Source organism: Nostoc sp. FACHB-280 (genome assembly GCF_014697615.1).
In the GTDB taxonomy this organism is placed as follows: Bacteria; Cyanobacteriota; Cyanobacteriia; order Cyanobacteriales; family Nostocaceae; genus Nostoc_B.
Map to the genome: position 1 here is coordinate 1 of NZ_JACJSD010000056.1, position 25,266 is coordinate 25,266.

Below are 25,266 nucleotides of genomic sequence, written 5' to 3' on the forward strand. Positions count from 1 at the left end.
GCGCTTCCATCTCCACCTTTTTTTTTAAGCAAACGTCGCAGACGATCTGGACTCAGTTGTACATTCCTGTTTTGAGCCAACTTTGCTGATAACTGCACACTGTTATAGGTACGGGGTTCTACCTCTATACATTGCTCTAAGTATGTCTTGTTCACAGGGTTAAAACAGCTACCCCAGGAAAAACAGAATCAGTATTAGAGTTTTGGGACTTGATGTCAGCAAGTCCTCAGTTTCGGCTTGTCTGTTGGAGACTAAGCCAGTTTTGCCACGTCAATTTTACTACGAGTGCCAGTGTCATCACTTTAATGCCAACGCCTCTGGCGTTAAAGCGATGTTAGAACTAAACCCCACTGTTGCAGTACTTGAGCCAACAGGGGTTAACTATGCCCGTCTTTGGGGATGGTTAGCGGGCGAACGTTCCTCAGTTCGTTACGATACCATGTACTAAAATTCGGTAGGTTTAAGCATTACCAGCACAGTTAAATATCACGCTCAAAGACTGTGTAACCTGCAACGAGAAGAACAAGCCATTGAAACCGAAATTTACCAACTGCTCAAAGACCCCAGGTTTAACCCTTATCGCCAAGTGTTTAGTAAATTTGGCTTTGGGCAACGGCTGGAAGCAATATTGTTAAGTCAGATTTACCCATTAGAAAGTTACTTAGTAGACGGGCAGCCGGAAGTTAGAATACGCCGCGGCCGCAACTCTGGTAAACCAACTAAACGTTATCTTTCACAGCGAAGGTTTCAGAAAGCCTTGGGTGTAGCGCCAACACTTGAATCTTCAGGCGATCGCCATCGGCAGGTGATTGGTGGATCTGATTTATGTCGAAAAGCTTTATGGCAGTGGGTTTTTACTCGCGTGGAACCAAAGCGATCGCGTCTTAAAAATGAAGTTGGGGAAAAATTAGGACGTCAACTAGATGTTGAGAAATTAGCAGGCCGTCCAGCTAGGCTGATCAGAATGAGAATTGCGGCCAAGGCCACCAAGATACTTTTTAAGGAATTGATAACAGAAATGTGTAACCCCAGAGTGTTAGAGTGAAAGATGACATTGCTTAATCTTTTGTCATCAAAGACCTCATCTGAAATATAGCTTCAATCATTAGGCTCAGCATGGTCACCGCAGAAAAAACAAACATAGGCTACATTACCCAAATCATTGGTCCTGTTGTAGACGTTAAATTCCCTAGCGGTAAATTACCGCAAATCTACAACGCTTTGACCATCAAAGGCACTAACGAAGCTGGACAGGAAATCAACCTAACCGTCGAAGTACAGCAACTGCTGGGCGACAACCAAGTTCGAGCTGTGGCGATGAGTTCCACCGACGGTCTAGTACGCGGTTTGGAAGTCGTCGATACAGGCGCTCCCATCAGTGTACCAGTGGGTAAAGCTACCCTGGGTCGGATTTTCAACGTTCTTGGCGAACCTGTGGATAACAGAGGGCCAGTCAACACGGAAGAAACCTTACCTATCCACCGTGATGCTCCCAAGCTAACTGACCTGGAAACCAAACCCTCCGTTTTCGAGACCGGAATTAAAGTCGTTGACTTGCTAACTCCCTATCGACGTGGCGGTAAGATTGGTCTGTTCGGCGGTGCAGGTGTCGGTAAGACCGTGATCATGATGGAGTTGATCAACAACATCGCTACCCAGCACGGTGGTGTATCCGTATTTGCTGGCGTGGGTGAGCGTACCCGTGAAGGGAACGACCTCTACAACGAAATGATTGAATCTGGGGTTATCAACAAAGACAACCTCAACGAATCTAAAATCGCTCTCGTTTACGGTCAGATGAACGAACCACCCGGAGCGAGAATGCGGGTTGGTTTGTCTGGTTTGACAATGGCTGAGTACTTCCGTGATGTAAACAAACAAGACGTATTGCTGTTTGTTGACAACATCTTCCGCTTTGTACAAGCAGGTTCCGAAGTATCCGCGCTACTAGGTCGGATGCCCTCTGCGGTAGGTTATCAGCCTACATTAGGTACTGACGTAGGTGCATTACAAGAACGGATTACCTCGACAACCGAAGGTTCTATCACCTCCATTCAAGCGGTTTACGTACCTGCGGACGACTTGACCGACCCCGCACCTGCAACCACCTTCGCTCACTTGGATGGTACTACAGTACTATCTCGTGGTTTGGCTGCTAAAGGTATTTACCCTGCGGTAGATCCTCTGGGTTCTACCTCAACAATGTTGCAGCCCAACATTGTGGGTGATGAACACTACAACACTGCTCGTGCTGTGCAAGCAACCTTACAACGCTACAAAGAATTACAAGACATCATCGCAATTCTCGGTTTAGATGAATTGTCTGAAGATGACCGTCTGACAGTAGCACGCGCTCGGAAGATTGAGCGTTTCTTGTCTCAGCCCTTCTTCGTAGCAGAAGTATTCACCGGTTCTCCTGGTAAATACGTAAAATTGGAAGACACCATCAAAGGCTTCCAGAAGATTCTGTCTGGTGAATTAGATGCTCTGCCAGAACAAGCCTTCTACTTGGTAGGCGATATCAACGAAGCGATCGCCAAAGCTGAAAAGCTCAAAGGTTAATACTCAGTGAACAGTCATCAGTGAACAGTCATCAGACATGAAAACTGTTCACTGATAACTAATAACTGATAACTGATAACTGATAACTGAAACATGGCATTAACCGTTCGTGTAATTTCCCCAGACAAAACAATCTGGGATGCTGAAGCTGAAGAAGTAATTTTACCCAGTACAACTGGTCAGCTAGGTATCCTCAGTGGACACGCACCACTGTTAACCGCCTTGGATACAGGTGTAATGCGTGTTCGTGCCGGCAAAAATACCAACTGGCAAGCGATCGCACTTTTGGGTGGTTTCGCAGAAGTAGAATCTGATGAAGTGACAATTCTAGTTAATGGCGCAGAACGTGGCGATCAAATTAACCTAGAAGAAGCACGCACAGCTTATAACATAGCCCAAACCCGCCTAGCTCAAGTTCCAGCAGACGATAGACAAGCTCAAATCCAAGCTAACCAAGCATACAAACGCGCCCGCGCTCGTTTTCAAGCTGCTGGCGGTTTGGTGTAAACATTGCTCATAATCTGCAATTTTGTAGAGTAGGCTATCTGCTTGCTCTACAAATTTTTTTGAGGAAGTTTTGTGATGAACATCTAACAACCAAACGCGATAACTTCGTTAAGCTGCGCTAACGCACTCCCAATCAGCATTAAGGGCTATTCCTGTAAAATCTCTTGATAGCGCATATAGCGCATATATGTATTATTTCCTAGTTTATAATTGGTGTGAATAAATCATAGTCAAACCTTATGTTGCAATCGATTGAAGGAATTTATAAAAATGGCAAAGTAGAACTTGCCGAACTACCATCAGATGTGTCAGAAAGTCGGGTAATCGTAACTTTTTTAGAACCAAGAAATTATTTGCAGCATTCACAAATAATGACATTTGGGATGTTCTCAGGGGAAAATCAATCCACGGAAGACGATTTCGGTATAGCTGAATTTCATGGAGATAGAGAAGATTATTTAGACTGGTCAAAATAATCTATGAAATATGTTGTTGATACCCATGCGCTTATCTGGTTTCTAGAAGGAAACATCGCGCAGATAGCAGAGGCTTTGGAGTTAAGTGTGGATGATGTGAAAAAAGCTGCACAAAAGTCTGAGTAAAGAAGGGGATATAAGCGATCGTACTTCCCAACATCATACAGGCGATCGCAGATCAGTTTGGGGTTACACTCAGGAAGCGCGGACGACCTGCTAAGGATGAAGAGGAAAAATATGAGCCGATTTCCATTAGATTTCATCCTACAAATCATAGCTTGGGCAAAGGAAGAAGCAGAAAAGCGAGGGATAGGCTATCAAACGGTTATCAATGAAGCACTATTGGAGAAAATAGGCTAAAACTTAACGATCGCACTTTCCCAATATTACAAATGCGTAGCCGTAAAGCTTGTAGTTAGACATCGCACTTAGCAAATTGTTTTGATGTGTGGATAGTTGAGAATTTTTTGATCGCAGGTCATAAGTTCTATATTGCGGCGGTAGGCGATCGCAACAATAATACGATCAGCTGGGTCTTTGTGGAAGTCGCCGGGTAATTGGGTGCTGGTAATTGCATCAAGTGGATCGAGTGGTTCTATGGTAATTCCAGGTCGGCTTTTGGCAAGTGCAAACCATTCATTAACGGGAAGTGGGAGTGGTAGTTTCCCATTACTATACTTAACTGCGATTTCCCAAACAGAAATAGCAGAAACAATAAGGGCATTTTGATTTTCGCCTATGGTTAATAGGTTACGACCACGCTCAGAAAGCTGATCTGGGGAATGGAGCCACCACAGCCAAATGTGGGTGTCTAGCAAAATCATTGTCCCAAAGCATCCCATAATTCAGGCATGGGTTCGTCAAAATCTGGGGGAATTGTTATGGGGATTTTGCGTAGGGGATGCTGAGGACTGCGATCGCTCTTTAAATCAATTGCATCAGGGGTTGGAGATGGCTGTGATGATGGCACTGTCAGGCTTTGAGCTAAAATTTGGAGGATGCGAATCCTTTCTGCTAAGTCGAGGCTGAGGAGTTGTTGCTCTAGTTCTTGATTGCTCATAGCTTTGCCCCTAATGGTTGTGCTATTTATTTTAGCGGAACTCTCCAATCTGTCCGATGACAGATAACGCGATCGCACTCTCTTCACTACAAACAAAAAGCGATCGCATCTATGCACTTCATCCCAAAGTCCCAGTCGTTGTAGGATGGCAAAGACAATATTTTTGGTATATACTATAAATGGGCTTTGAGTGGGACGACAACAAAGCCGAATCAAATTTTTTGAAACACGGTATCAAATTCGAGGAAGCTGTAACAGTTTTTGCCGACCCGTATCTCATGTTTACGGAAGACTCTATTCATTCTCAGGGAGAAGAAAGGGAATGGGCGATTGGTGAAATAGAAGATGGCTCAATTGTTGTGGTTGTTTTTACCATGCGAGGTGAGCGAATCAGGATAATTAGTGCAAGAAGAGCGACAAAAAGGGAGTGTCAAGAATATGAATCAGGAATCTGAGTTTCCTTTTGACAAAGCAAGACGAGTTACACCAGAGGAAAACCAAAAATTCAGAGATGCGATCGCAGATCAGTTTGGGGTTATACTCAGGAAGCGCGGACGACCTGCTAAGGATGAAGAGGAAAAGTATGAGCCGATTTCGATCAGATTTCATCCTAAAATCATAGCCTGGGCAAAGGAAGAAGCAGAAAAGCGAGGGATAGGCTATCAAACAGTTATCAATGAAGCACTATTAGAGAAAATAGGCTGAAAAAATGTGATCTCCATCTCCTCAACCAAAAAGCGATCGCACTTCTCAAAACCACCAAAATGCGATCGCACTTTCCCATAATTCCCACAAAGGTGATCGCACCTCCCCACAAATCCGAATACACGCGATCGCACTCTCCAATCAACTCTAACAAATGCGATCACACGCTTCAAAAACTAAATGCGATCACACTCTATAAAACCTAATAAAGGCGATAAGTTCTTCAAATTCTGTTAGTCCTATCTCTCCAAATGGATTAACGAGAACCAGCAGTACGTCTATGACAAATCCTTTCTTCTTGTATTTTTCGTGCAACAGATAAGCATCGTTGTTGGTAATATTCTGGTTGATAACTAAACATATATGATTCATTTCGTAAGCGGCTATATATTAAAGATAAATTATTTAATACAGTTGCCTCTAAGGCATAATCTGCTATTTCCTGTCCTATAGTTAAGCTCTCTTTATATATTTTTTCTGCTTTCTTTAACTCGCCTAAACTCGTATATACATTAGCTATATTATTGAGAAGAGAGCCTTCAAGTGAGCGATTTTTTAAGATTCTAGTAATAATCAATGATTGTTCATAGAATTTAAGAGCTTTCTGAAGATTGCCGAAATTATAATATACTCTTCCTATATTGTTTAAGATATTTACTTCACTCGATTTATCTATTACTTCTCTACTTATACTTATGGCTTCTTGATAAAACTCTAAAGCTTTAACAAAGTCACCCAAGCTTTCATAAATTACACCCATATTGTTTAGAATAGTCCCCTCATTAGCCCTATCACCTACTCGTTTAAAAATAAATAAAGCTCTCTCGTAATATTCTAATGCTTTTTGATTATCCTCAAGGTTTCGATATACAGTCCCAAGGTTACTTAAGACAATTCCTTCTAAAGCGATATCTCCGATGTATCTACTCATGCTAATTGCTTTTTGATAAAACTCTAAAGCTTTTTGATATTCTCCAAGATTACTATAAATTAGACCAATAGCATTTAGTGCTATTTTCTCTCCATCGCTATCTTTGATTCTCACAAAAATATTTAGTGATTCTTGAATAACTTCTAAAGATTTGGAATAATCTCCCGTTCTTAAATAGCCAAGTCCAAGGTTTAACAAAGCATTAGCTTCTTCCTGTGGTGACCCTGGAGACTCTTCTTTTATTATTTTTATTAATGTGTCTAATACTCTCTTCTCGGCTTCACTTATTTGCTTCTGCACTCCTCTTATCGTCAATGAATCCACAAAACTCGATACAACATTCTTAGCTTGCGGATTTTGTTTTACTATTTCCCGAAGAAGATTTTGTACGTGTTCATTAGATTGTTTAAAAATTTCTTGCTGTTGTAGTAGTATCTGGCTTTCTTTATAATTTTTTAGTTTATTTGTTATTAACTGGTACCTCGCTTGTTGTAAATCTCTTGCAGATAATTCTACTTGTTGCTTCAATATTTCTAGTTTACCTTTTTCTCGTCTTACCTGGTTTCGCGCAAGTTGTGATTCTCTTTGTGCTTTTTTCAGTTCTTTCTGAGCATTTCGTATTTGTTCTTCAATTGAACTTATTTGCTTTTCTAATTCTCGTTTGTCCCCTTGTGCTTGTCTTTCTGCTTGCTTCAAAGATACTTCTCTCTGTTGTAATTCTTGAACATATGCTGTTCTCCGATCCAATTCCTGATAGCTTTGTGTTAATTGTTTAACAGCAGTCTTTAACTTATTATTTGTATTATTTTCTTTATACTCTGCTTTCTCGGCTCTATTTTCTGCGTTGTTGGCTCTATTTTCTGCTTGTTTAGCTCTATCTTCTTGTTTTTTTACTTTATCAATGACAAATCTTGTATTATCTTCTGCCCTCACTCGTTTTTGATTAGAAATATTTGCAAAAATCAACGCAGTAACAGCTCCAAGAATAGAAATAGTAAGCGCGATCACACCAATTCTAATCTGTCTTTTTGTCTTTTTTGTAGCTTCTGTAACTTTCTCTTCAGCTTTCGCTACTTTTTGATTTAACTCAGCTTCCACACTCGCAGACAAAAACCGATAATCAACATCGCTTAACTTTCTTCCATCCACCCAAACACGAGCTTTTTCTAAATCTTCTCCCCACAATAAGCAAGTATTATCCTGATAATTACTCTCTACCCAAGCCCTTAATTTATCAGCATAAAAGCGTAACTTATCTAACTCATTCTCAACCCAACTTAAATCAAAAACATTCCTATAAATCTGGTTATAAACCCTCAGTTTACCTTGCTGCTGTACCACCAAACCCGTCAAACGCAATCGCATCTGCTCAAAGCCACTATCAGCAGTCATTTCTTTTTGTTGCAAAATCTGCTGATATAACCCCAACAAAGCCACAGAAACTTCTTCGTTAATTAGTAACCTGTCTCGAATCGTTTTTAAATGCTCTTGTTTATCGTTAGCTTCCCAATTATCAATAATTTGATTGTGAATAATTTCTTTTACTAATTCAATAATCTGATTTTCATCAACAGACCTAAAATCTCGCTTCTCGATACTTAAAGCTTTCCCCAACAATTCACAAACTCTCTGAGTTAAAAAAGGCTGTCCCCCCGTCCAAGCTAAAACCTCTTGCATCACCGCTTGGGGATTTCCTACTTTCCCTGCTAATCCCTTTGCTAAAGGTTCTATTTCGTGAATCTTAAATCCATCTAACTCAATTGCTTCGCCGATATTAAAGGGGGTTCGGGTTTTATCTTGGATTAAATCACCGGGGGTTGCTACTCCTAATAAAGCAAAAGTCAACCGTTTATAAGCTGGATTTTCAGAGCGTTTGTTATAACAACTTCTAATCAGAGCAAAAAAATCTTCGCTCGCAAATCCTAAACTCAGGGTACTATCAATTTCATCGATAAAGATAATAATCTGTCCTGGGATAGATGACAAAAGTACATCTTCAATAAATTCATCAAACTTCTGCACAGGGGAAATATCATGGCGATCGCGCCACCAAGTCCGACGAAATTCGATTGGTTTGGCAATTTGCAAATCTTTAACAATTTTGGAAACAATACCCGTATACCATTGTTCCTGAGTGACGTTATCTTTGCTACCTTGTCCAGAAACATCAATACTCGAACAAGCCACCCCTTCGTTGACAAGTCTTTGCATCACCCGAACTTTCAAGCTCGATTTACCCATCTGGCGCGAGTTAAAGACGTAACAATATTTACCAGCTTTCAAAGCATGATAAAAATCCGAGTCGGCTTTCCTCACCACATAACTAGGAGCATCCGGGGGGAGACTGGCTCCAACTTGGTATTCGTAATTGTCAACCATTACCTTTTCAATTTATCTGACTTCGGTTATCTAATTATTTTTTCTTAAAAAATAAATACGAAACAACCTCAAAAGCTTGTGTTATATAAGTTTAGCCGAAGTGGGATTGTAAAAACTTTGAATTTAAATTGAATTTAATTTGAGTTTGATTTGAGTTTTGTAAGTACGATTTTTAGGGGTTTATCTATAGCGAGAAATCCTCTAATCTGTTGGTATAGTTATTATCTATTTTTTTATGACTATCAATCCAGAACCCATTGGGGGGTTAGGTTTTAGGGTGCATCAGGACTGTATCAACAAAGTTAAAGCTGCCAACAAGACCGCTATGATGAAAATGGGCAAGAAGAATCAAGAAACCTTTGCCCATGCAATTGAAATCGCTCCATCGACATTAAGTAGTTTTCTCAATGGTAAAAATGTCGCTCTGGGAACTTTCCTGCAAATTTGTCAAAATTTAGATTTAAATTGGGAAGACATCGCCGATAGACCAAATAACCCTATTACGCCTCCAGTTCCCCAATCTTCCATAACATCAATATTAATCCTCTCCCCTGATATGTCCATCAAATATCCAGAAGGGCCAGTTGCATTAGATTCAAGTTTTTATCTTGAGCGTCCTCCCAAAGAACAGGACTGTTACCGAGAAATTAGTAAACATGGCGCATTAATTCGCATCAAAGCACCGGAACAAAGAGGGAAGACTTCATTATTAATTCGGATTTTGCACCAAGCACAAACAAATGGCGATCGCACTGTTTATATCAGTTTAAAAGAAGCAGACAATCAATGTTTTATCAACTTAGATAAATTCCTGCGTTGGTTTTGTGCAACTGTTAGCCGTAAATTAAAGTTAGAAAATCGCTTAGATGAATATTGGGAAGATGATATTAGTTGTAATATGCGATGCGAAACCTATTTTGAAGAATACATTCTCCCAGAAATAGGTCAACCATTAACCCTCGGTTTAGATGAAGTTGATAGATTGTTTGCATATCCCGATATTTACGGTGATTTTTTTGGCTTGCTGCGATATCTCCACGAAGAAGCCAGACGAGAGAATATTTGGCAAAAATTTCGGTTAGTCCTCGCTCATTCCACAGAAATTTATGTCCCTTTAGATATCAATCGTTCTCCCTTCAATGCAGGTTTCCCCGTCGATTTACCAGAATTTAATTCACAACAAATAACCGAATTAGCCCAAAAACATCAATTAAATTGGAGTGAAAAAGAAGTTACTCAAATCATGTCGATGATAGGTGGACACCCGTTTTTAGTCCGTCTTGCTTTATATCATATTGCCCGTCAAGATGTAAGTTTAGATAACTTTCTCCAAACAGCAGCCACCGACTCAGGGATTTACTCAAAACATTTACATCGTCTCATGTCCGCCCTCGAAAAACAACCAGAATTATTAGCAGCAATGCGGGAAGTTGCCAAACTTGATCGACCATTACAGTTAAGTTCTGAAATCAAATTCAAATTACAAGCAATGGGATTAGTCAAAATCACAAATGATGGTGTGATACCCAGTTGTGAATTATATCGACAATATTTTCAGAATTTTTAATCCCCTGTTTGTTGCGAATTCAGCATGAATTGAAGGTGAAAATATTCTATTTATATTCAAAAGAAAATCAAAAGAGATTTAAACCAATTTCAGTGCGAAACTCAATAGGAAGCAAGGGAAAGTAGGATTGTCGAGTTCAACAGACAATTTCATGTTACAAGCATTCAGCAACAAACAAATCAAAAACCTCACAGCAACCGCAGTCTTCGCATTTATATCCCTTTTTCCAAGCGTAGTTCGTGCAGAAGACGATCGCCCATATATTTATGAAGTCCGAAAACAATTAATAGAAGCAGCGATCGCATCTGATTTGGATGGTTACACTTTAACTCACGAACCTACCATTGATACCCTCCGTGAAGGTCGCTCCCATTATATAAACGTAAATCTGCGTGCAGGTATGTCCTATGGAATTGTGGGAGTGTGCGATCGCGATTGTCAAGATTTAGACATTTCTCTTTATGATCACCGAGGAAAATTGATTGCTTCAGATTTACAAGATGATGACATTCCCGTGATTAGCTTCAATCCCTCTCGAAGCGGTAGATATCAAATCCAAGTTGATATGGCTAATTGTAATGCTAATACTTGTTACTACGGCATAGGTGTATTTGGTCAATAAACCTAAATTGAAGGGGAGCAGGCAATTCAAAAAGGGGAGTAATATTCAAAGCCTCTCTCCGCTTCGAGGAGAGGGGTTTCAAGAAGAAGTCGCACATCGGATAAAAAATTACACCAAGTTTAAGAAAATCAGACCTTAGCAAGTGAAGTGATAAGTTAGATGATTAGTTGCCCAACAGGGCGCATAATATGAAAACTTTTCCATCTTGCTTTGGTAAGAGTCAACAAAATAAATTAGTTCGTTTGGGATTGTCCGCATTAACAGCTTTAGCCATCACAGGCGGTATACATTCAGCTAATGCAACTCCCCTAAAAATCCAAAATTCAGCAGAAATCGCTTCAGCCTCAGTCAATCTCAGCCAAACACAAACCGTTACTAATCAGCCTTCCTATCAAGCAATGCAGATAGCACCATTGATTCCCATAGTGGTGCTTGGTGGCGTTGTTATATTTGTACCGTTATTTTTTGGCGGACTCGTAGTGATTGGCGAACGGGAAGTTGGCATTGTCGTGAAAAAATTTGACCTTTCGGGACGCGGATTACCAGCTGGACGATTAATCGCCATCAACGGTGAAGCTGGTTTGCAAGCTGATACCCTTGCACCGGGTTGGCACTGGGGTTACTGGCCTTGGCAATATTCGGTTCGTAAAGAATCGGTGGTGGTAATACCCCAAGGTGAAATCGCCTTGATTGTCGCCGCAGATGGCGCACAAGTTCCTCCAGAGAGAATTTTGGGCAAAATTGTCGATTGTGATAATTTTCAAGACGCGCGGAAGTTTCTCAGCAACGGCGGTGAAAAAGGTCGGCAAATGGGTTTTCTCACCGCAGGTACTTACCGCATTAACACCGCACTGTTTCGAGTGATTATGGCGGCGAATGCTAAAAATAATGATATGAGCGCCGAAAAACTGCATGTGTACAACGTAGCATCTGATAAAGTCGGTGTTGTTACTACCTTAGATGGTTTACCAATTCCGGCTGGAGAAATTGCCGGGCCGATGATACCAGGACACGACAACTTTCAGAACGGGCAGAGATTTCTTGATGCTGGTGGACGGAGAGGTTTGCAAGAGCAAATATTACTATCAGGTTCTTGGAATTTAAATCCTTGGTTTGTGCAGGTGGAACAAGTACCAATGACCGAAATTCCCATTGGTTATGTGGGTGTGGTGATTTCTTTTGTTGGTCAGTCTCAAGAAGATGTCAGTGGTGCAGCTTTTACTCATGGTAATTTAGTTACTCCTGGGCATAAAGGCGTATGGGTTGATCCTCTATATCCAGGTAAACATCCATTGAATACCCGTGTGATGAAAGTAGAGCTAGTACCCACCATCAACATTGTGTTGAACTGGGCTGATTGGACTGAACGACATAAATATGATGCTGAACTAGAAGCTTTAACAGTACGTTCTAAAGATGGGTTTGCCTTTAGTTTGGAAGTATCGCAAATCATTCATGTTGGTGCATTGGACGCACCCAAGGTAATTTCTCGTGTTGGTTCTATGCAAAACTTGGTTGATAACGTCCTAGAACCAAGTATTGGGAATTATTTCCGCAACTCAGCCCAAGATTACACCGTGCTAGACTTTTTAAATGCCCGGAGCGAGCGGCAAGCAGAAGCGGCTGAGTATATTAGGGCGGCATTACGCGCTTATGATGTGCAAGCAATTGACACTTTAATTGGGGATATTCAACCGCCAGCATCCTTGATGCAAACCCAAACTGACCGGAAAATTGCTGAAGAACAACGCAAAACCTACGAAGTGCAGCAGGTAGCCCAAACCCAACGTCAGCAATTAGTGAGGGAAACAGCATTGGCTGATATTCAACAAGAAATGGTGAAATCAGAGCAAAGCGTCCAAATTGCTGAACTGAAAGCCCAAGCACATATTAAACAGGCGACTGGAGAAGCGGAGTCCACCAAATTGCGTGCCATCGCAGAAGCCGAAGGGATTCGCGCCACAGGTAACGCCAAAGCCGAAACTTACCGCGCTGGTGTGGAAGCCTTGGGAATGCAAGGTTATACAGCTATGCAACTGATGCAGATTATAGGCGATCGCAACGTCCGGTTGATACCAGAAGTTTTGGTTAGTGGTAACGGTAGTAATAATGGCTTGGTAGATGGTTTACTCTCAATGATTTTGTGGAATCAAACCGCCAAGCAAGGTGAAGTCACACCCACACCCTTACATCCACAACCCATAGTTGTGAATAACCCATCAGTTTCACCAAATAATAATTCGCCGATAGTTGCGGAGTTACCAACAGATAAGTAACCTGCATAATTAATTTAAATCAAACTCTTGTAAGGTGGGCATACTTCGACAAGCTCAGTACAAGTCTTGCCCGCCTTGCTCATTAAGGAAAGTCATTAAATCAAGATTAGCAATTAACACTTATGCAAAATAAAAATGAAACCAGAAACAAAAAACATTTTATCCAATGTGTACGATCAACTACAGGTGATTGCTGCACAATTATATCTAGCTGCTGATCAAGCACTTCAAAATGATGATTTTGACGATGCTAGTCTACTTCAAAGTAGAGCAGATAAAATTTATGAAGAAGCTGAAAATATTGAAATTCTGATTTCTGAACTGGAGGGTGAATGAAAACTATCGAGCAGCTAAAAACACGCATTCGGGAATTGGGACAACTTGCTGCACAGTTCAGTCAGCAAGCTGTTGAGGTAAGTAAAACTAATCGTGAACAAAGCAAAAATCTGATGAGACAAGCTAGAGAGGCTAGTAAACAGTGTCAGGTATTGATACAAGAGTTAAAAAGACATAAATATTAGAATCACGTCTGCGGAGTTACCAACAGATAAGTAACCTGTATAATTAATTTAAATCAAACTCTTGTTAGGTGGCCATCTTGCCCACCTTATTAATGAATTAATTGCTGATTTAAACTATGTTGAAAGTGAGAAAAAATAGAAACATCATATACCATAATAACCATATTTTGTTCGTACCTTGGATGTTCAGTTATTGCTATACGTCTGAAGCCATATCTTTGGTAATAACATTCTAAAATTGGATTATCCATAACACAATCTAAATATATTTTTTCAATTTCATTCTTAGTAGCGATTTTAATTATTAGCGGCAGCACTTTCCTGACAATTAAACTCGGTTTTTGTAAGTTTGTACATAAACTTTGAAGCAGCCAAATATTGTTATTTCTTCTCAGGTACTCAGGATAATAGTTTGGTAATTCATGGGAAATTGCAAATGTACCCAGCAAAAATCTGCTCTCATTTCTAATTACAAAAATTTCACCTTTACTGATATTTTGGTGTATTTTTACCAAGTCATAGCCTTTTTCCCACTGCTTGATTCCTTTGTTTTTATAGTATTCAGCAGCAAGTTTAAAAAGTTCACATATCTCTGCAAAATCAGAAATTGTTGCTTTATCTGCCAACAATTCATTAGTGATGTCATCAGCTACTTTCACGACTTTATTTATGCTGTAGTCCATAAGCCTAAACCTATTAAGAAATTTTGCACCCTTAAAAGCTGACCTTTATACTGGTCTTTTGTTATGGTTATATTCCCCAAGAACTGGTTATAGAAGTTCTATATAAGGTACTTTTATGCTAAGGACTACAAAACCTAGACTACAAATTTCAGAAAACAGTAGACATGAAACGCCATAAAAATGGAAAAGCACCCTTGATATCTGGAATTAGCATCTACGCTTTTCAAGTATGGTTTTAGAACAGTCAAAATAATTTAGGAAAAGCGTTGGATTCTTCCACTGGTTTTATTACTTGGTTGGTTAATTAATCCTAAAGACAAACAAGTAATAATTTATCGCCCTCATCAAGCACCTGAAGTTTTACAATCGGCTACAAGTTTATCTGGTGAGTATATTCTTCCTGGTTTCGCCCCATTCCCTACGCCCTACTCCCTACTTCATTTTTTTTCAGAATTTGCCAACATTGTTGTGCGATCGCCCAATCTTCTTGAGTATGTATAACTAACACCCGCGCTGTAGAATCAGGTGTGGCGATATCTTGATCAACAGGTCGATTTTGATTTTTGGCTGGGTCAATTTTCAAGCCCAAAAATCCAAAGGCTTCGCACACAGCTTGGCGAATACCTGACGAATTTTCCCCGATACCTGCGGTAAATAATAATACATCCAATCCACCCAGACTAGCCAGCATCGCACCAATTCCCGACCGTAGGCGATGGACGTACATATCCCAAGCAAGTTGGGCGCGGTCATTACCTTGGGCGATCGCTTCGATCACTTGGGGTAAGTCGCTGGAAATTCCCGAAATTCCCCGTAAACCAGAAGATTTATTTAATACATAATCCAAACTTTCGGCTGAGTAATTAGATTGGCGCAGTAGATAAATTAAAATGCCTGGGTCGATGGAACCGCAACGACTTCCCATCATTAAGCCATCTAAAGGAGTGAAACCCATTGTGGTGTCAATGCTGCGACCATCTTTAATTGCGGCTAAGGAACAACCATTACCCAAGTGACAGCTAATGATTCGCAACGATGCTAAATCTCGACCAAGAATTTGCGCCGCCCGTTCAGAACAATATTGATGACTGATACCGTGAAATCCATAACGACGAATACCTTGTTCTACCCATTCGTAAGGGCCGGGATAAATCGCCGCCGCATCTGGGAGGGTAGAATGAAAGCCTGTATCAAATACTGCGACTTGGTTAACTTCGCCTAAACTTTTTTCAATGGCTTCAATGCCTTCTAAAGCTGGCGGGTTGTGTGCGGGGGCGATATTAGAAAGACGAGCGATCGCACCTTTAACTTCTTCCGTAATCACCACACTATGGCGGTAGTCTTGCCCACCATGAACTACACGATGTCCCACCACATCAATTTCTGACACTTCATTGACTACTTTAGTCGCACCACGGCTGAGGGTATAAAGCATGTAAGCTACATGGGCTTGGCGAGAGTCACCATAAATAGACTCATGCAAAGTTTCACCGGATGCCGTTTTCACCTCAATTTCTGCCACACCTTGGTCTTGAGTCCAGTTGACTTTGCCTTCCCAAAGCGGTTTGGGTGCTGATGGGGGTAAAGCATCATCGGCTATTTCATATAGGCAACTTTTTTGGCTGCTAGAACCAGCATTTAGTACTAGGATTTTCATAAATTTGACCCTTTGTTGACAACACTTGAGGATTCGTTTTGAGGGTGCTGTTAAAGGATGATCGTTAATGTGTTCTGGTGAAGGAAATGGATTGCGTTGATTGCGATCGCCTTGAGAATTCTTCAACCTGCTAAAAGTGACGGCAAACTAGAAAATTATGCCATTTTGAGCTATTGATCAACCAAATTGAGTCAAATTTAGTCGCAAAAGCAAAGTTTTTTGAGAAACGCAATAGACTTTCATCTAATGTTAATCGAGATGTTTTTTGCTTTATTCTAAGCATCGTTTTACAAAAAAATAAATCTATATGCTTAGACGAGCGCCCTTATATTTTTTTTTAGGAATATTAACGAGTTCTAGCTGTTTCATCTTCAGTGTATCAGCCCAAGTCCCATCTGATTCGCAGCAGTCCTCAACTCGGAGTGAAGCTCAAGCTGCTAGTTGGTTTGAAGCCCATCGCTCCCAGCCAGCAGCTTTACGAGCATTTGTACAACGAATGCCGAAGGGAGGAGATATTCACAGTCATCTAAGTGGGGCTGTGTACGCAGAACATTATCTGGAGTGGGGTGCAACTGATGGGTATTGTGTGAATCCGCAAGCAGGGACTTTAGTTGAACCCAAAGCTTGTAATCAGGACAGTAGCTATTTTCCCGCTTCCGAATTGTTCAATCGAACATCTGTTTATGACTCCCTGATAAATAGATGGTCTACTCGTAACCTGCAATTTGCCGGAAAATCTGGACATGACCAATTTTTTGCGGCTTTTGCTGGATTTGGAGCAATATCAGATTCTGCTACCCGTCGGGATGATATGGTCGCGTCAGTAGCAAATCGGGCAGCTTCCCAGCATATTACCTATCTAGAGTTAATGCTAACTGTTCAGGGGAGTGAGGTTCGACAGCTAGGGCGGGAAGTGGGTTGGAATCAAGACTTCCAAGCGATGCACGAGCAATTGCTCAAACGAGGATTAACTCAACTAGTAACACTCGGCAATCAGCAATTAATACAGTTGGAGAGTGAAGTTGCGAAAACCCTTGGTTGCGGCACTCCAGCAGCACAGCCTGGATGTACAGTCACGGTGCGCTATTTGCAGCAAACTACCAGAACAAAATCACCTGTGGAAGTATTTGCTCAGTTAGCTTATGCCTTTGCACTGGCTTCATCGTCCAAGCAGGTAGTTGGGATCAATCTCGTCGCCCCAGAGGATCACCCGATCGCACTGCGTGACTACACCTTGCAAATGCAGATGCTACAATTTCTCAAACGTCAATATCCCAATGTTAAAGTTTCACTTCATGCCGGAGAGTTAACTTTAGGGTTAGTTCCAACTGAGCATTTACGTTTTCATATTCGGCAAGCTGTAGAAGTAGCACAAGCATCTCGCATTGGACATGGTGTGGATATTCTGTTTGAGGATCGTCCTTTTGAGTTGATGAAGCAGATGCAGCAACGCGGCGTGTTGGTGGAAATCTGCCTGACTAGTAATGAAGTCATTTTGAATGTCCAGGGAAATCAGCATCCTTTTATGGAGTATTGGAAAGCTGGAGTACCCATGACTCTTGCTTCCGATGATGAAGGTATTTCCCGCATTGATTTGAGTCATGAGTATCTGTTAGCCGCAACCAGATATGGGCTGGCATATAAAGACCTCAAGCGCCTGGCTCGCAATAGCTTAGAATATAGTTTCGCACCCGGAAATAGTCTTTGGAAGTCGCCTGAATTTAAGGCAATGGTTCCAGCTTGTGCCAGCGATACCCCTGGTAATACCTCTGTTTCTTCAGGATGCAGTGCTTTTTTGCAAAAGAGCGATCGCGCAAGAATACAATGGCAACTAGAGTCGGAATTTACTCGGTTTGAGTCTTTGCAAAACTGGCTTTGATGGACTTTTCCCAAAATGCTTTAATCCCACATTCCGCCTTCTCCTTTGTTAATTGGAGATGCAGAATGTGGGATTTAATCATGGAATCTAAATTCTAGTAGTTCGTCTCATTATTTGTGAGAAGTTGGTGGTAGTTAGATCCCCGACTTTTATCAAAAGTCGGGGATCTAGCAACCCAGAAAAATTAATGTGATCGACCTCTATTACAACGCGGCGGAAATCAAGATACCATTTCAAGTTAGTGAAAAGCTTGTGAAATAAGCTTTTTGACTTTTGACTTTTAACTTTTGACTTCCGCGTAGCGTTACTAGTGGCTAGACGGCTACTTCTAAACTAGATAGTCTATCTGCCAATAATTTTTCCAGGTCTTCTAAGGCTTTGGTAAATCCTTTGATACCTTCGTCTAATTTGTCGTAAGCCATTTGGTCTTCGGCGTGCATTTTGTCGAAGGTGGCTTTGTCGATGGAGATTTTGGTAATGTCCAAAGAAGTGACTTTAGAAGGATCAAGTTTGCGGGGTAGTTCGCCGATGGTGGCTTGCAATTCACCTAACAAAGAAGGAGAGATAGTGAGTAAATCACAGCCAGCCAACTCAGTGATTTCACCAACGTTGCGGAAGCTTGCGCCCATAACTTCGGTTTTGTAACCGAACTTTTTATAGTAGTTATAGATGGTGGTAACAGATACTACGCCTGGATCTTCAGCAGAGGGGTAGCTGTCGCGTCCAGTTGATTTTTTATACCAGTCAAGAATCCGACCGACGAAGGGGGAAATTAAGGTAACACCTGCTTCAGCACAAGCGATCGCTTGATGTAAGCCAAACAACAGAGTTAAGTTACAGTGAATGCCTTCTTTTTCCAGAATTTCGGCGGCGCGAATACCTTCCCAGGTACTAGCAATTTTAATCAAAATTCTTTCGGGGCCAATGCCAGCAGCTTTATACTGAGCAATGATTTCTCGACCTTTGGCAACTGTCGCTTCGGTGTCGTAAGATAAACGGGCATCAACTTCTGTAGAAACCCGACCAGGAATGATTTGCAGAATCTTCAAACCAAAGGATACAGCCAAGCGGTCAAAAGCTAAGGAAACTATTTGGGCTTTGCTTGCACCAGCACCAGCATCTTTTTTGGCTTGCAATAAAGTCTGATCAACAATATCCTGATACTCTGGCATTTGTGCCGCAGCAGTAATCAAGGAAGGGTTGGTGGTCGCGTCTCTCGGTGTAAATTTTTCAATGGCTTTAATATCGCCAGTATCAGCAACTACTACTGTAACTTCGCGCAACTGTTCTAGTAAATTTTTAGACATAATCAACTCCGCGATGGTGATTTGTGTAGGATTTACCTAATTCCCCTATGTGTTTACACTCTCTACGGTCACTAAAATTCTGATTTCGGCAATCTTTCTTAATGCTTGCTTTGTTCACTGAGCGAAGCCTCAGCCTTATTCTAGCTACGTCAAGCGAGAATAGGCTGTCCAATAGAATGCACTTTGATTAAACTAGTTGTGCCTGATTTACCAATTGGAACGCCGGAAGTAATTACCACTTTATCGCCTTCATTGACTAAACCCGTGTCTGCAACTGTGTTGACGACGTTGATAAACATTTCCTCCGCATTGTGAACTGGCGGAATGAATATAGGTTCAATTCCCCAAGATAGTGCTAGTTGGCGATAGGAATTTTCATCCGGGGTGAGGGCAATAATCGGCGCGGAAGGACGGTATTTGGACACTAATTTGGCTGTACTGCCAGAGGTGGTATTACAAAGAATTGCCTTTGCGCCTGTTTCATAAGCGATGCGACATACTGCTTCAGCCACCGATTCGGTAACGCTGAGACTACCTGCTTCGTGACACCAGGAATGTTTACCACCTTCTTGCAAAGCTTGTTCTGTGCGTAGGGCGATGTTGTGCATGGTTTGTACCGCCGCTACAGGATATTGACCGACGGCTGTTTCTCCAGAAAGCATGACGGCATCAGTACCATCCAAAATAGAGTTAGCAACGTCGGTGGCTTCGGCGCGGGTGGGGTCTGGTGAACTAATCATTGACTCCAACATTTGGGTAGCAGTAATCACGGGTTTGCCAGCCTGATTACAACGGTGAATAATATCCTTTTGAATCAGGGGAACTTCGTGAATTGGCACTTCTACCCCCAAATCACCACGGGCAATCATAATGCCGTCAGCGACTTTTAAGATGGAGTCAAAACGCTCAACTGCTTCTGGTCTTTCGATTTTGGCAATTAAACGGATGGCAGCCCCAGCAGCTTCAATCATTCTTTGGGCTGGTTCTAAATCTTGAGGCGATCGCACAAAGGAAACCGCCGCAAAATCTACACCCAACTGAATGCCAAAGCGCAAATCCATCAAGTCTTTTTCGGTGATTGAACTGACGGGTAATGGTGTTTCTGGCAGATTAACGCCCTTGTGGGTGGAAATTAACCCGCCAATTTTCACCAACGCCCGAATTTTATCGGCATCGCGATCGGTGACAATTAATTTGACGCGTCCATCATTAATTAAAATCGGTTCCCCTGGTCTAACCATTGCGAACAAAGTGGGCAAGGGTAAAGGCAGTTCGTCGATACTATTGCCTTTGTCCTGCAAAACAAATGTGACTTCTTCACCAGCTTCGACATTTAGTCCTTCTGGTGGTAAAACTCCTAAACGAATTTTCGGGCCACAAAGGTCTTGCATAATTGCCACTGGCTTTTGGCGATCGGCACTAATTTGCCGTAAATATTTAGCCGTTTGTCCGTGAAATTCATGAGCGCCGTGAGAAAAATTTAACCTCGCTACATTCATCCCAGCTTCTACAAGGGCTTGCAGTTTTTCCGGTGCAGAACTAGCAGGGCCAACAGTGCAAATAATTTTGGTTCGACGCATAGGGATTAGGGTTCGGGTCTATATTGCGATATAGAAGAGGAGACAGGAGGCACTCCGGCAAAGCCGGAGAAGTCAAAAGTAAAAAACCAAAAGTCAAAAGTATTCTTCATTTTTGCCTTTTTACTTTTGCCTTTTGACTTACCAATACCTTCAGCCATTCTCTGCATCTATATCACTTGTGCTTCATATCACTCCTTTTGTATATAAAAAAGCTTTTTATCTAGTACAGGTCGGCGTAAATAAACAGACCATCAGAAATTGCTACAAGGCTTGTGGTATCGTTATTATTTCTTTTTACTTTTGCCTTTTTACTTTTGCCTTGTTGTACTAGTCAGAGTAGGGATTAGAAGTTAGGAAATTTACCCACTCCCAACACCCTATTCCCTACTCCCTCATTAAGCTGCTACAGTCAACAGTTGTTCTTTCTGTGCCATAGATAACAACAGGTCTACCACCCGATTCGAGTAGCCCCATTCGTTGTCATACCAAGAAACAACTTTGAAGAAGTTGGCGTTTAGCTCAATTCCGGCACCTGCGTCGAAAATACTGGAATGAGTATCACCCTGAAAATCTGTAGATACGACTTCTTCGTCGGTGTAGCCTAAAATTCCGGCTAATTCACCTGTTGCAGCTTCCTTCATGGCTGCACAGATTTCTTTGTAACTGGTAGCTTTTGCAGTTTTAAAGGTGAGGTCAACCACCGAAACATCAGGAGTAGGCACACGAAAAGCCATTCCGGTTAACTTACCCTTTAACTCTGGCAATACCAAAGCCACCGCTTTTGCTGCACCCGTGGATGAAGGAATAATATTTTGGGCTGCGCCTCGACCACCCCGCCAGTCTTTTTTACTGGGGCCGTCTACGGTGGGTTGAGTGGCAGTCATGGCATGTACTGTAGTCATCAAACCTTCGGTTAAACCAAATTTATCATTGATGACTTTGGCAATGGGAGCCAGACAATTTGTAGTGCAGCTGGCATTGGAAACGATTAAATCTTTGCTGGGGTCGAATAAGTGATGATTTACACCCATTAGCAAAGTTTTAACTCTTTCTGGCTCTTTTGTAGGGGCAGAGATGACAACGCGCTTTGCACCTGCTGTTAGGTGTTTGCTTGCGCCTTCATAATCAGTGAAGAGTCCAGTAGATTCCACTACATAGTCTGCGCCTAATTTACCCCAAGGCAATTCCGCAGGATTCCGCACGGAAACACAAGGAACAAAATGTCCATCAATGACAATGCCATCTTCCTTGGCTTCCACCTTGCCTTTAAACTTACCGTGAGTGGAATCATATTTCAACAGGTAAGCGAGGTTATCTGGTGGTACTAAGTCGTTAATCCCCACAAACTCAATGTTGGGGTTATAAATGCCAGCCCGCAGCACCAGCCGACCAATACGACCAAATCCATTAATACCAACTTTTAACTTTGTCAAAATTCAACCTCCTAATTGAGAACAACCCAGGTCTGTTCTCCGTTTCAGCGCGGCATTTAGCTGGGTTAATTTTGGTCTGACTGAGCTGATCGTGACAGTCTTAGACACCTAAACGCATTTTGTTAGATATCTTTTAAGGTTTTGGGATTTTATCAGTTAGCAGTTATCAGTTCACTGTTTACTGATAACTGCTAACTGTTCACTGTTTTAATACGGCCACTGCCAGTTGCGGATTTCGGGCATATCTTCGCCGTATTGGGAAATGTAGTGTTTGTGTTCGATCAGCTTATCTTGCAGGTGTTGTTTGACATAAGCTGCTTTGTAACCTAGTTTCGGCACGCGATCGATTACATCCATAACTAAATGATAGCGATCGAGGTCATTGAGAACCACCATGTCAAAGGGTGTTGTGGTAGTACCTTCTTCTTTGTAACCACGGACATGGAGGTTATGATGATTGGTTTGCCGATAAGTTAACCGATGAATTAACCAAGGATAGCCATGAAAGGCGAAAATAATTGGTTTATCGGTTGTGAAGATTGTATCGAAGTCTTTAGGTGTTAAACCGTGAGGATGCTCACTTTTTGGCTGTAATGTCATCAAATCGACGACGTTGACAACCCTAACTTTTAAGTCTGGGAAGAATTGACGCAGCATATCCACCGCAGCCAAGGTTTCTAAGGTGGGTACATCCCCAGCACAAGCCATGACTACATCTGGTTCACTACCTTGGTCGTTACTTGCCCATTCCCAAATGCCAATACCTTTGGTGCAGTGTTTAATGGCTGCATCCATATCTAGATACTGCAAGGCTGGTTGTTTGCCTGCAATAATTACGTTGACGTAGTTCCGGCTTCTTAAGCAGTGGTCGGTGACGGAAAGTAAGGTGTTGGCATCGGGGGGAAGATAGACACGGATGACTTCTGATTTTTTGTTGACTACGTGGTCGATAAAACCAGGGTCTTGGTGCGAGAAGCCGTTGTGGTCTTGTCGCCAAACGTGAGAGGTGAGTAAGTAATTGAGGGAAGCGATTGGTCTGCGCCAGGAAATATGGCGGGTGGTTTTCAACCATTTGGCGTGCTGGTTGAACATGGAGTCAATGATATGGATAAATGCTTCGTAGCATGAGAAGAAGCCATGACGACCAGTCAGGAGATAGCCTTCTAACCAACCTTGACAATTGGTTTCGCTGAGAATTTCCATTACCCGACCGTTGGGGGAGAGGTGTTCGTCTTCGGGCAGGATTTTGGAAACCCAAGTTCTGTCGGTAACTTCAAAGATGGCATCTAAACGATTGGAGGCGGTTTCATCAGGGCCAAAAACGCGGAAATTCCGGCTGTCGAGGTTGAGTTTCATCACGTCTCGGAGGAATTTACCTGCAACTTTGGTGGCTTCTGCTTCGACTTTACCGGGGTGAGAAAAATTTACGGCGTAGTCTTGGAAGTTGGGCATTCGCAAATCACGCAACAAGATACCGCCGTTGGCGTGGGGATTATCACCCATCCGCCGTAGACCTGTGGGGGCTAATTGGGCAAGTTCGGGGATGAGTTTACCGTTAGCATCGAAGAGTTCTTCGGGCTTGTAACTCTTCATCCATTCTTCGAGTAATTTTAAATGTTCTGGCTGTTGCGCGATCGCTCCGAAGGGAACTTGATGCGATCGCCAAAAATCTTCGGTTTTCTTGCCATCTACTTCTTTTGGCCCTGTCCAGCCTTTAGGGGTTCGCAAAATAATCATCGGCCAGCGCGGACGTTCTTGAAAACCATGTACGCGGGCTTCTCTTTGGATGTTTTGAATTTCGGAAATGATTGTATCTAAGGTTGCTGCCATCTGTTGATGCACGTCTGTGGGATCAGAACCTTCGACAAAGTAAGGTTTATAGCCATAACCCACAAATAAGCTTTCTAATTCTTCGTCGCTTAACCGTGACAACACTGTGGGGTTAGCAATTTTATACCCATTGAGGTGCAGAATCGGCAAAACTGCCCCGTCATTCACTGGGTTAAGAAATTTATTGGAGTGCCAACTTGTAGCTAAAGCCCCGGTTTCGGCTTCACCATCACCCACAACCGCCGCCACAATCAAATCAGGATTGTCAAAAGCTGCACCGTAAGCGTGTACCAAGGCATAACCCAATTCCCCACCTTCGTGAATTGAACCAGGGGTTTCGGGGGCGACGTGACTGGGAATCCCACCAGGGAAAGAAAACTGTTTGAATAGCTGCTTCATTCCCTCAACATCTTGGGAAATGTTGGGATAATATTCGCTGTAAGTTCCTTCTAGGTAGGTGTTCGCCACTAAGCCAGGGCCACCATGACCAGGCCCAGCAATATAAATGATGTCCGTATCGTATTTTTTAATGATGCGATTGAGGTGGACATAAATCAAATTCAGCCCTGGTGTTGTTCCCCAATGCCCTAAAAGTCGGGGTTTGACATGTTCGAGTTTCAGGGTTTCTCTTAGCAGTGGATTATCTAGGAGATAGATTTGCCCTACTGACAAATAGTTCGCCGCCCGCCAGTAGGCATTAATTTTATGTAATTCTTCGTCTGTTAAAGGCTTTGTTTGTGGAGAGATTGCTAAAGTCATAACAAATTTCCGTAGACAACAGGATTTTGACCTTGTTTCAGTAAGCTAGTGTAGTGGTCTATTCAGTAACGGCCATCTTACTCATGACAAATTTTTCCCAGCGCCAATCTGGAAAAACTTGTACTTTGTTGTTGCGATCGCTGGTGTGAAAATTTTTAGTGAGTGATAAATAATTCCCGACTATCTCCTGCTTGAGAGAGTAGCAGATATAACCAAGATGATTCGCTAGTTTTAAGATTTTTTTAAACCATTTATGACAAATGCCAGAAATTCACTACAGAATTTGGTTTAGAAAAGATAATGTTATTAAAGAAATATTACTTTTGATAAAAAATATTAAATACTACAAAAATCATCAGCGTTGTGCTACAAGTTATAGCATTCCTAAATCATTCATGAACTAAAAGATGCCCGACTTCCTCAAGAAGTCGGGCATCTATTCATTAAAGCCATACATGAGGTTAATCACAATACTTTTCAAATAACCTCTAAAGTTTGGTTTGGGCGACATCATCAAATACATCGAGATAGT

26 protein-coding genes and 1 pseudogene are annotated in these 25,266 nt (G+C 41.9%); 17 read left to right on the forward strand and 10 right to left on the reverse strand.

Going from position 1 to position 25,266, the window contains the following annotated elements:
* Positions 1-262 precede the first annotated feature (262 nt).
* The 7 genes from H6G75_RS33235 (at position 263) to H6G75_RS33645 (ending at position 3,905) form a co-directional block, all read left to right on the forward strand.
* On the forward strand, positions 263-448 hold the full coding sequence (locus H6G75_RS33235) for a hypothetical protein (protein WP_242051666.1): 186 nt from the start codon (positions 263-265) through the stop codon (positions 446-448).
* A 138-nt stretch (positions 449-586) separates the two neighbouring features.
* A complete protein-coding gene (locus H6G75_RS33240; protein WP_313934916.1) occupies positions 587-1,045 on the forward strand; it encodes a transposase in 459 nt (152 codons plus the stop codon).
* Positions 1,046-1,116: 71 nt separating this feature from the next.
* Positions 1,117-2,562, forward strand: coding sequence for a F0F1 ATP synthase subunit beta (atpD, locus tag H6G75_RS28110; RefSeq protein ID WP_190983193.1), 1,446 nt, complete (start codon positions 1,117-1,119; stop codon positions 2,560-2,562).
* A 93-nt stretch (positions 2,563-2,655) separates the two neighbouring features.
* On the forward strand, positions 2,656-3,069 hold the full coding sequence (gene atpC, locus H6G75_RS28115; RefSeq protein WP_190983194.1) for an ATP synthase F1 subunit epsilon: 414 nt from the start codon (positions 2,656-2,658) through the stop codon (positions 3,067-3,069).
* Positions 3,070-3,308: 239 nt separating this feature from the next.
* Positions 3,309-3,545, forward strand: coding sequence for a hypothetical protein (locus tag H6G75_RS28120; protein WP_190592924.1), 237 nt, complete (start codon positions 3,309-3,311; stop codon positions 3,543-3,545).
* A gap of 3 nt (positions 3,546-3,548) precedes the next feature.
* Positions 3,549-3,671 carry a hypothetical protein gene (locus H6G75_RS33640; RefSeq protein WP_277880547.1) on the forward strand — a complete coding sequence of 41 codons (123 nt, stop codon included), beginning with the start codon at positions 3,549-3,551 and terminating at the stop codon, positions 3,669-3,671.
* Positions 3,672-3,782: 111 nt separating this feature from the next.
* Positions 3,783-3,905, forward strand: a complete 123-nt coding sequence (locus H6G75_RS33645) for a hypothetical protein (RefSeq protein WP_277884114.1) — start codon at positions 3,783-3,785, stop codon at positions 3,903-3,905.
* A 68-nt stretch (positions 3,906-3,973) separates the two neighbouring features.
* On the opposite strand, the gene H6G75_RS28130 is transcribed toward H6G75_RS33645, so the two are convergent.
* Both H6G75_RS28130 and H6G75_RS28135 read right to left on the reverse strand, forming a co-directional pair.
* Complete coding sequence (locus tag H6G75_RS28130; RefSeq protein WP_190983195.1) at positions 3,974-4,369, reverse strand: type II toxin-antitoxin system VapC family toxin; 396 nt, start codon at positions 4,367-4,369, stop codon at positions 3,974-3,976.
* On the reverse strand, positions 4,366-4,605 hold the full coding sequence (locus H6G75_RS28135) for a hypothetical protein (RefSeq protein ID WP_190870903.1): 240 nt from the start codon (positions 4,603-4,605) through the stop codon (positions 4,366-4,368). Before H6G75_RS28135 ends, H6G75_RS28130 begins: the two co-directional genes overlap by 4 nt.
* 56 nt (positions 4,606-4,661) lie before the next feature.
* On the opposite strand from H6G75_RS28135, the gene H6G75_RS33650 reads away from it, so the two are divergent.
* The 3 genes from H6G75_RS33650 to H6G75_RS28145 are packed head-to-tail and all read left to right on the forward strand — an operon-like array spanning position 4,662 to position 5,310.
* A complete protein-coding gene (locus H6G75_RS33650; RefSeq protein ID WP_277880548.1) occupies positions 4,662-4,784 on the forward strand; it encodes a hypothetical protein in 123 nt (40 codons plus the stop codon).
* Positions 4,785-5,060 carry a BrnT family toxin gene (locus tag H6G75_RS28140; RefSeq protein WP_190983196.1) on the forward strand — a complete coding sequence of 92 codons (276 nt, stop codon included), beginning with the start codon at positions 4,785-4,787 and terminating at the stop codon, positions 5,058-5,060.
* A complete protein-coding gene (locus H6G75_RS28145) occupies positions 5,044-5,310 on the forward strand; it encodes a BrnA antitoxin family protein (protein ID WP_190983197.1) in 267 nt (88 codons plus the stop codon). Before H6G75_RS28140 ends, H6G75_RS28145 begins: the two co-directional genes overlap by 17 nt.
* A 256-nt stretch (positions 5,311-5,566) precedes the next feature.
* Here the strand turns inward: H6G75_RS28145 and H6G75_RS28150 are convergent, their stop codons facing one another.
* Positions 5,567-8,620, reverse strand: a complete 3,054-nt coding sequence (locus tag H6G75_RS28150) for a tetratricopeptide repeat protein (RefSeq protein WP_190983198.1) — start codon at positions 8,618-8,620, stop codon at positions 5,567-5,569.
* Positions 8,621-8,855: 235 nt separating this feature from the next.
* Between H6G75_RS28150 and H6G75_RS28155 the strand changes: the two genes are divergently transcribed.
* From H6G75_RS28155 to H6G75_RS28175, 5 genes are all read left to right on the forward strand, one after another.
* Positions 8,856-10,187 (forward strand): AAA-like domain-containing protein, encoded by a 1,332-nt coding sequence (locus H6G75_RS28155; protein ID WP_190983199.1) that lies wholly within the window; start codon positions 8,856-8,858, stop codon positions 10,185-10,187.
* Between the two features lie 151 nt (positions 10,188-10,338).
* Positions 10,339-10,809, forward strand: a complete 471-nt coding sequence (locus tag H6G75_RS28160; RefSeq protein WP_190983200.1) for a hypothetical protein — start codon at positions 10,339-10,341, stop codon at positions 10,807-10,809.
* Between the two features lie 188 nt (positions 10,810-10,997).
* Positions 10,998-13,085, forward strand: a complete 2,088-nt coding sequence (locus H6G75_RS28165) for a flotillin family protein (protein ID WP_190983201.1) — start codon at positions 10,998-11,000, stop codon at positions 13,083-13,085.
* A 135-nt stretch (positions 13,086-13,220) separates the two neighbouring features.
* Positions 13,221-13,421, forward strand: coding sequence for a hypothetical protein (locus H6G75_RS28170; protein WP_190983202.1), 201 nt, complete (start codon positions 13,221-13,223; stop codon positions 13,419-13,421).
* A complete protein-coding gene (locus H6G75_RS28175) occupies positions 13,418-13,606 on the forward strand; it encodes a hypothetical protein (protein WP_190968577.1) in 189 nt (62 codons plus the stop codon). The genes H6G75_RS28170 and H6G75_RS28175 overlap by 4 nt, the downstream gene beginning before the upstream one ends.
* An 89-nt stretch (positions 13,607-13,695) precedes the next feature.
* Here H6G75_RS28175 and H6G75_RS28180 read toward each other — a convergent pair whose 3' ends face one another.
* Positions 13,696-14,265: a hypothetical protein gene (locus tag H6G75_RS28180; RefSeq protein WP_190983203.1), complete on the reverse strand. Its 570-nt coding sequence runs from the start codon at positions 14,263-14,265 to the stop codon at positions 13,696-13,698.
* Positions 14,266-14,574: 309 nt separating this feature from the next.
* On the opposite strand from H6G75_RS28180, the pseudogene H6G75_RS33245 reads away from it, so the two are divergent.
* Positions 14,575-14,697 (forward strand): annotated as a pseudogene (locus H6G75_RS33245) (Uma2 family endonuclease); the annotation flags it as partial.
* Between the two features lie 10 nt (positions 14,698-14,707).
* Here the strand turns inward: H6G75_RS33245 and H6G75_RS28185 are convergent.
* Positions 14,708-15,946: an acetate kinase gene (locus H6G75_RS28185; RefSeq protein ID WP_190983204.1), complete on the reverse strand. Its 1,239-nt coding sequence runs from the start codon at positions 15,944-15,946 to the stop codon at positions 14,708-14,710.
* A 307-nt stretch (positions 15,947-16,253) separates the two neighbouring features.
* Between H6G75_RS28185 and H6G75_RS28190 the strand changes: the two genes are divergently transcribed.
* The gene (locus tag H6G75_RS28190) at positions 16,254-17,825 is read left to right on the forward strand and encodes an adenosine deaminase (protein ID WP_190983205.1); all 1,572 of its coding nucleotides are present in this window, start codon (positions 16,254-16,256) and stop codon (positions 17,823-17,825) included.
* 314 nt (positions 17,826-18,139) lie between these two features.
* Here H6G75_RS28190 and H6G75_RS28195 read toward each other — a convergent pair whose 3' ends face one another.
* The 5 genes from H6G75_RS28195 to H6G75_RS28215 form a co-directional block, all read right to left on the reverse strand.
* Positions 18,140-19,132: a transaldolase gene (locus H6G75_RS28195; protein ID WP_190983206.1), complete on the reverse strand. Its 993-nt coding sequence runs from the start codon at positions 19,130-19,132 to the stop codon at positions 18,140-18,142.
* 149 nt (positions 19,133-19,281) lie between these two features.
* Positions 19,282-20,712 carry a pyruvate kinase gene (gene pyk / locus H6G75_RS28200; protein WP_190983207.1) on the reverse strand — a complete coding sequence of 477 codons (1,431 nt, stop codon included), beginning with the start codon at positions 20,710-20,712 and terminating at the stop codon, positions 19,282-19,284.
* Positions 20,713-20,717: 5 nt separating this feature from the next.
* Positions 20,718-20,870, reverse strand: coding sequence for a hypothetical protein (locus tag H6G75_RS28205; protein WP_190983208.1), 153 nt, complete (start codon positions 20,868-20,870; stop codon positions 20,718-20,720).
* A 237-nt stretch (positions 20,871-21,107) separates the two neighbouring features.
* Positions 21,108-22,145, reverse strand: a complete 1,038-nt coding sequence (gap, locus tag H6G75_RS28210) for a type I glyceraldehyde-3-phosphate dehydrogenase (RefSeq protein ID WP_190983209.1) — start codon at positions 22,143-22,145, stop codon at positions 21,108-21,110.
* 207 nt (positions 22,146-22,352) lie between these two features.
* The gene (locus tag H6G75_RS28215) at positions 22,353-24,734 is read right to left on the reverse strand and encodes a phosphoketolase (RefSeq protein ID WP_190983210.1); all 2,382 of its coding nucleotides are present in this window, start codon (positions 24,732-24,734) and stop codon (positions 22,353-22,355) included.
* Between the last annotated feature and the right edge of the window lie 532 nt (positions 24,735-25,266).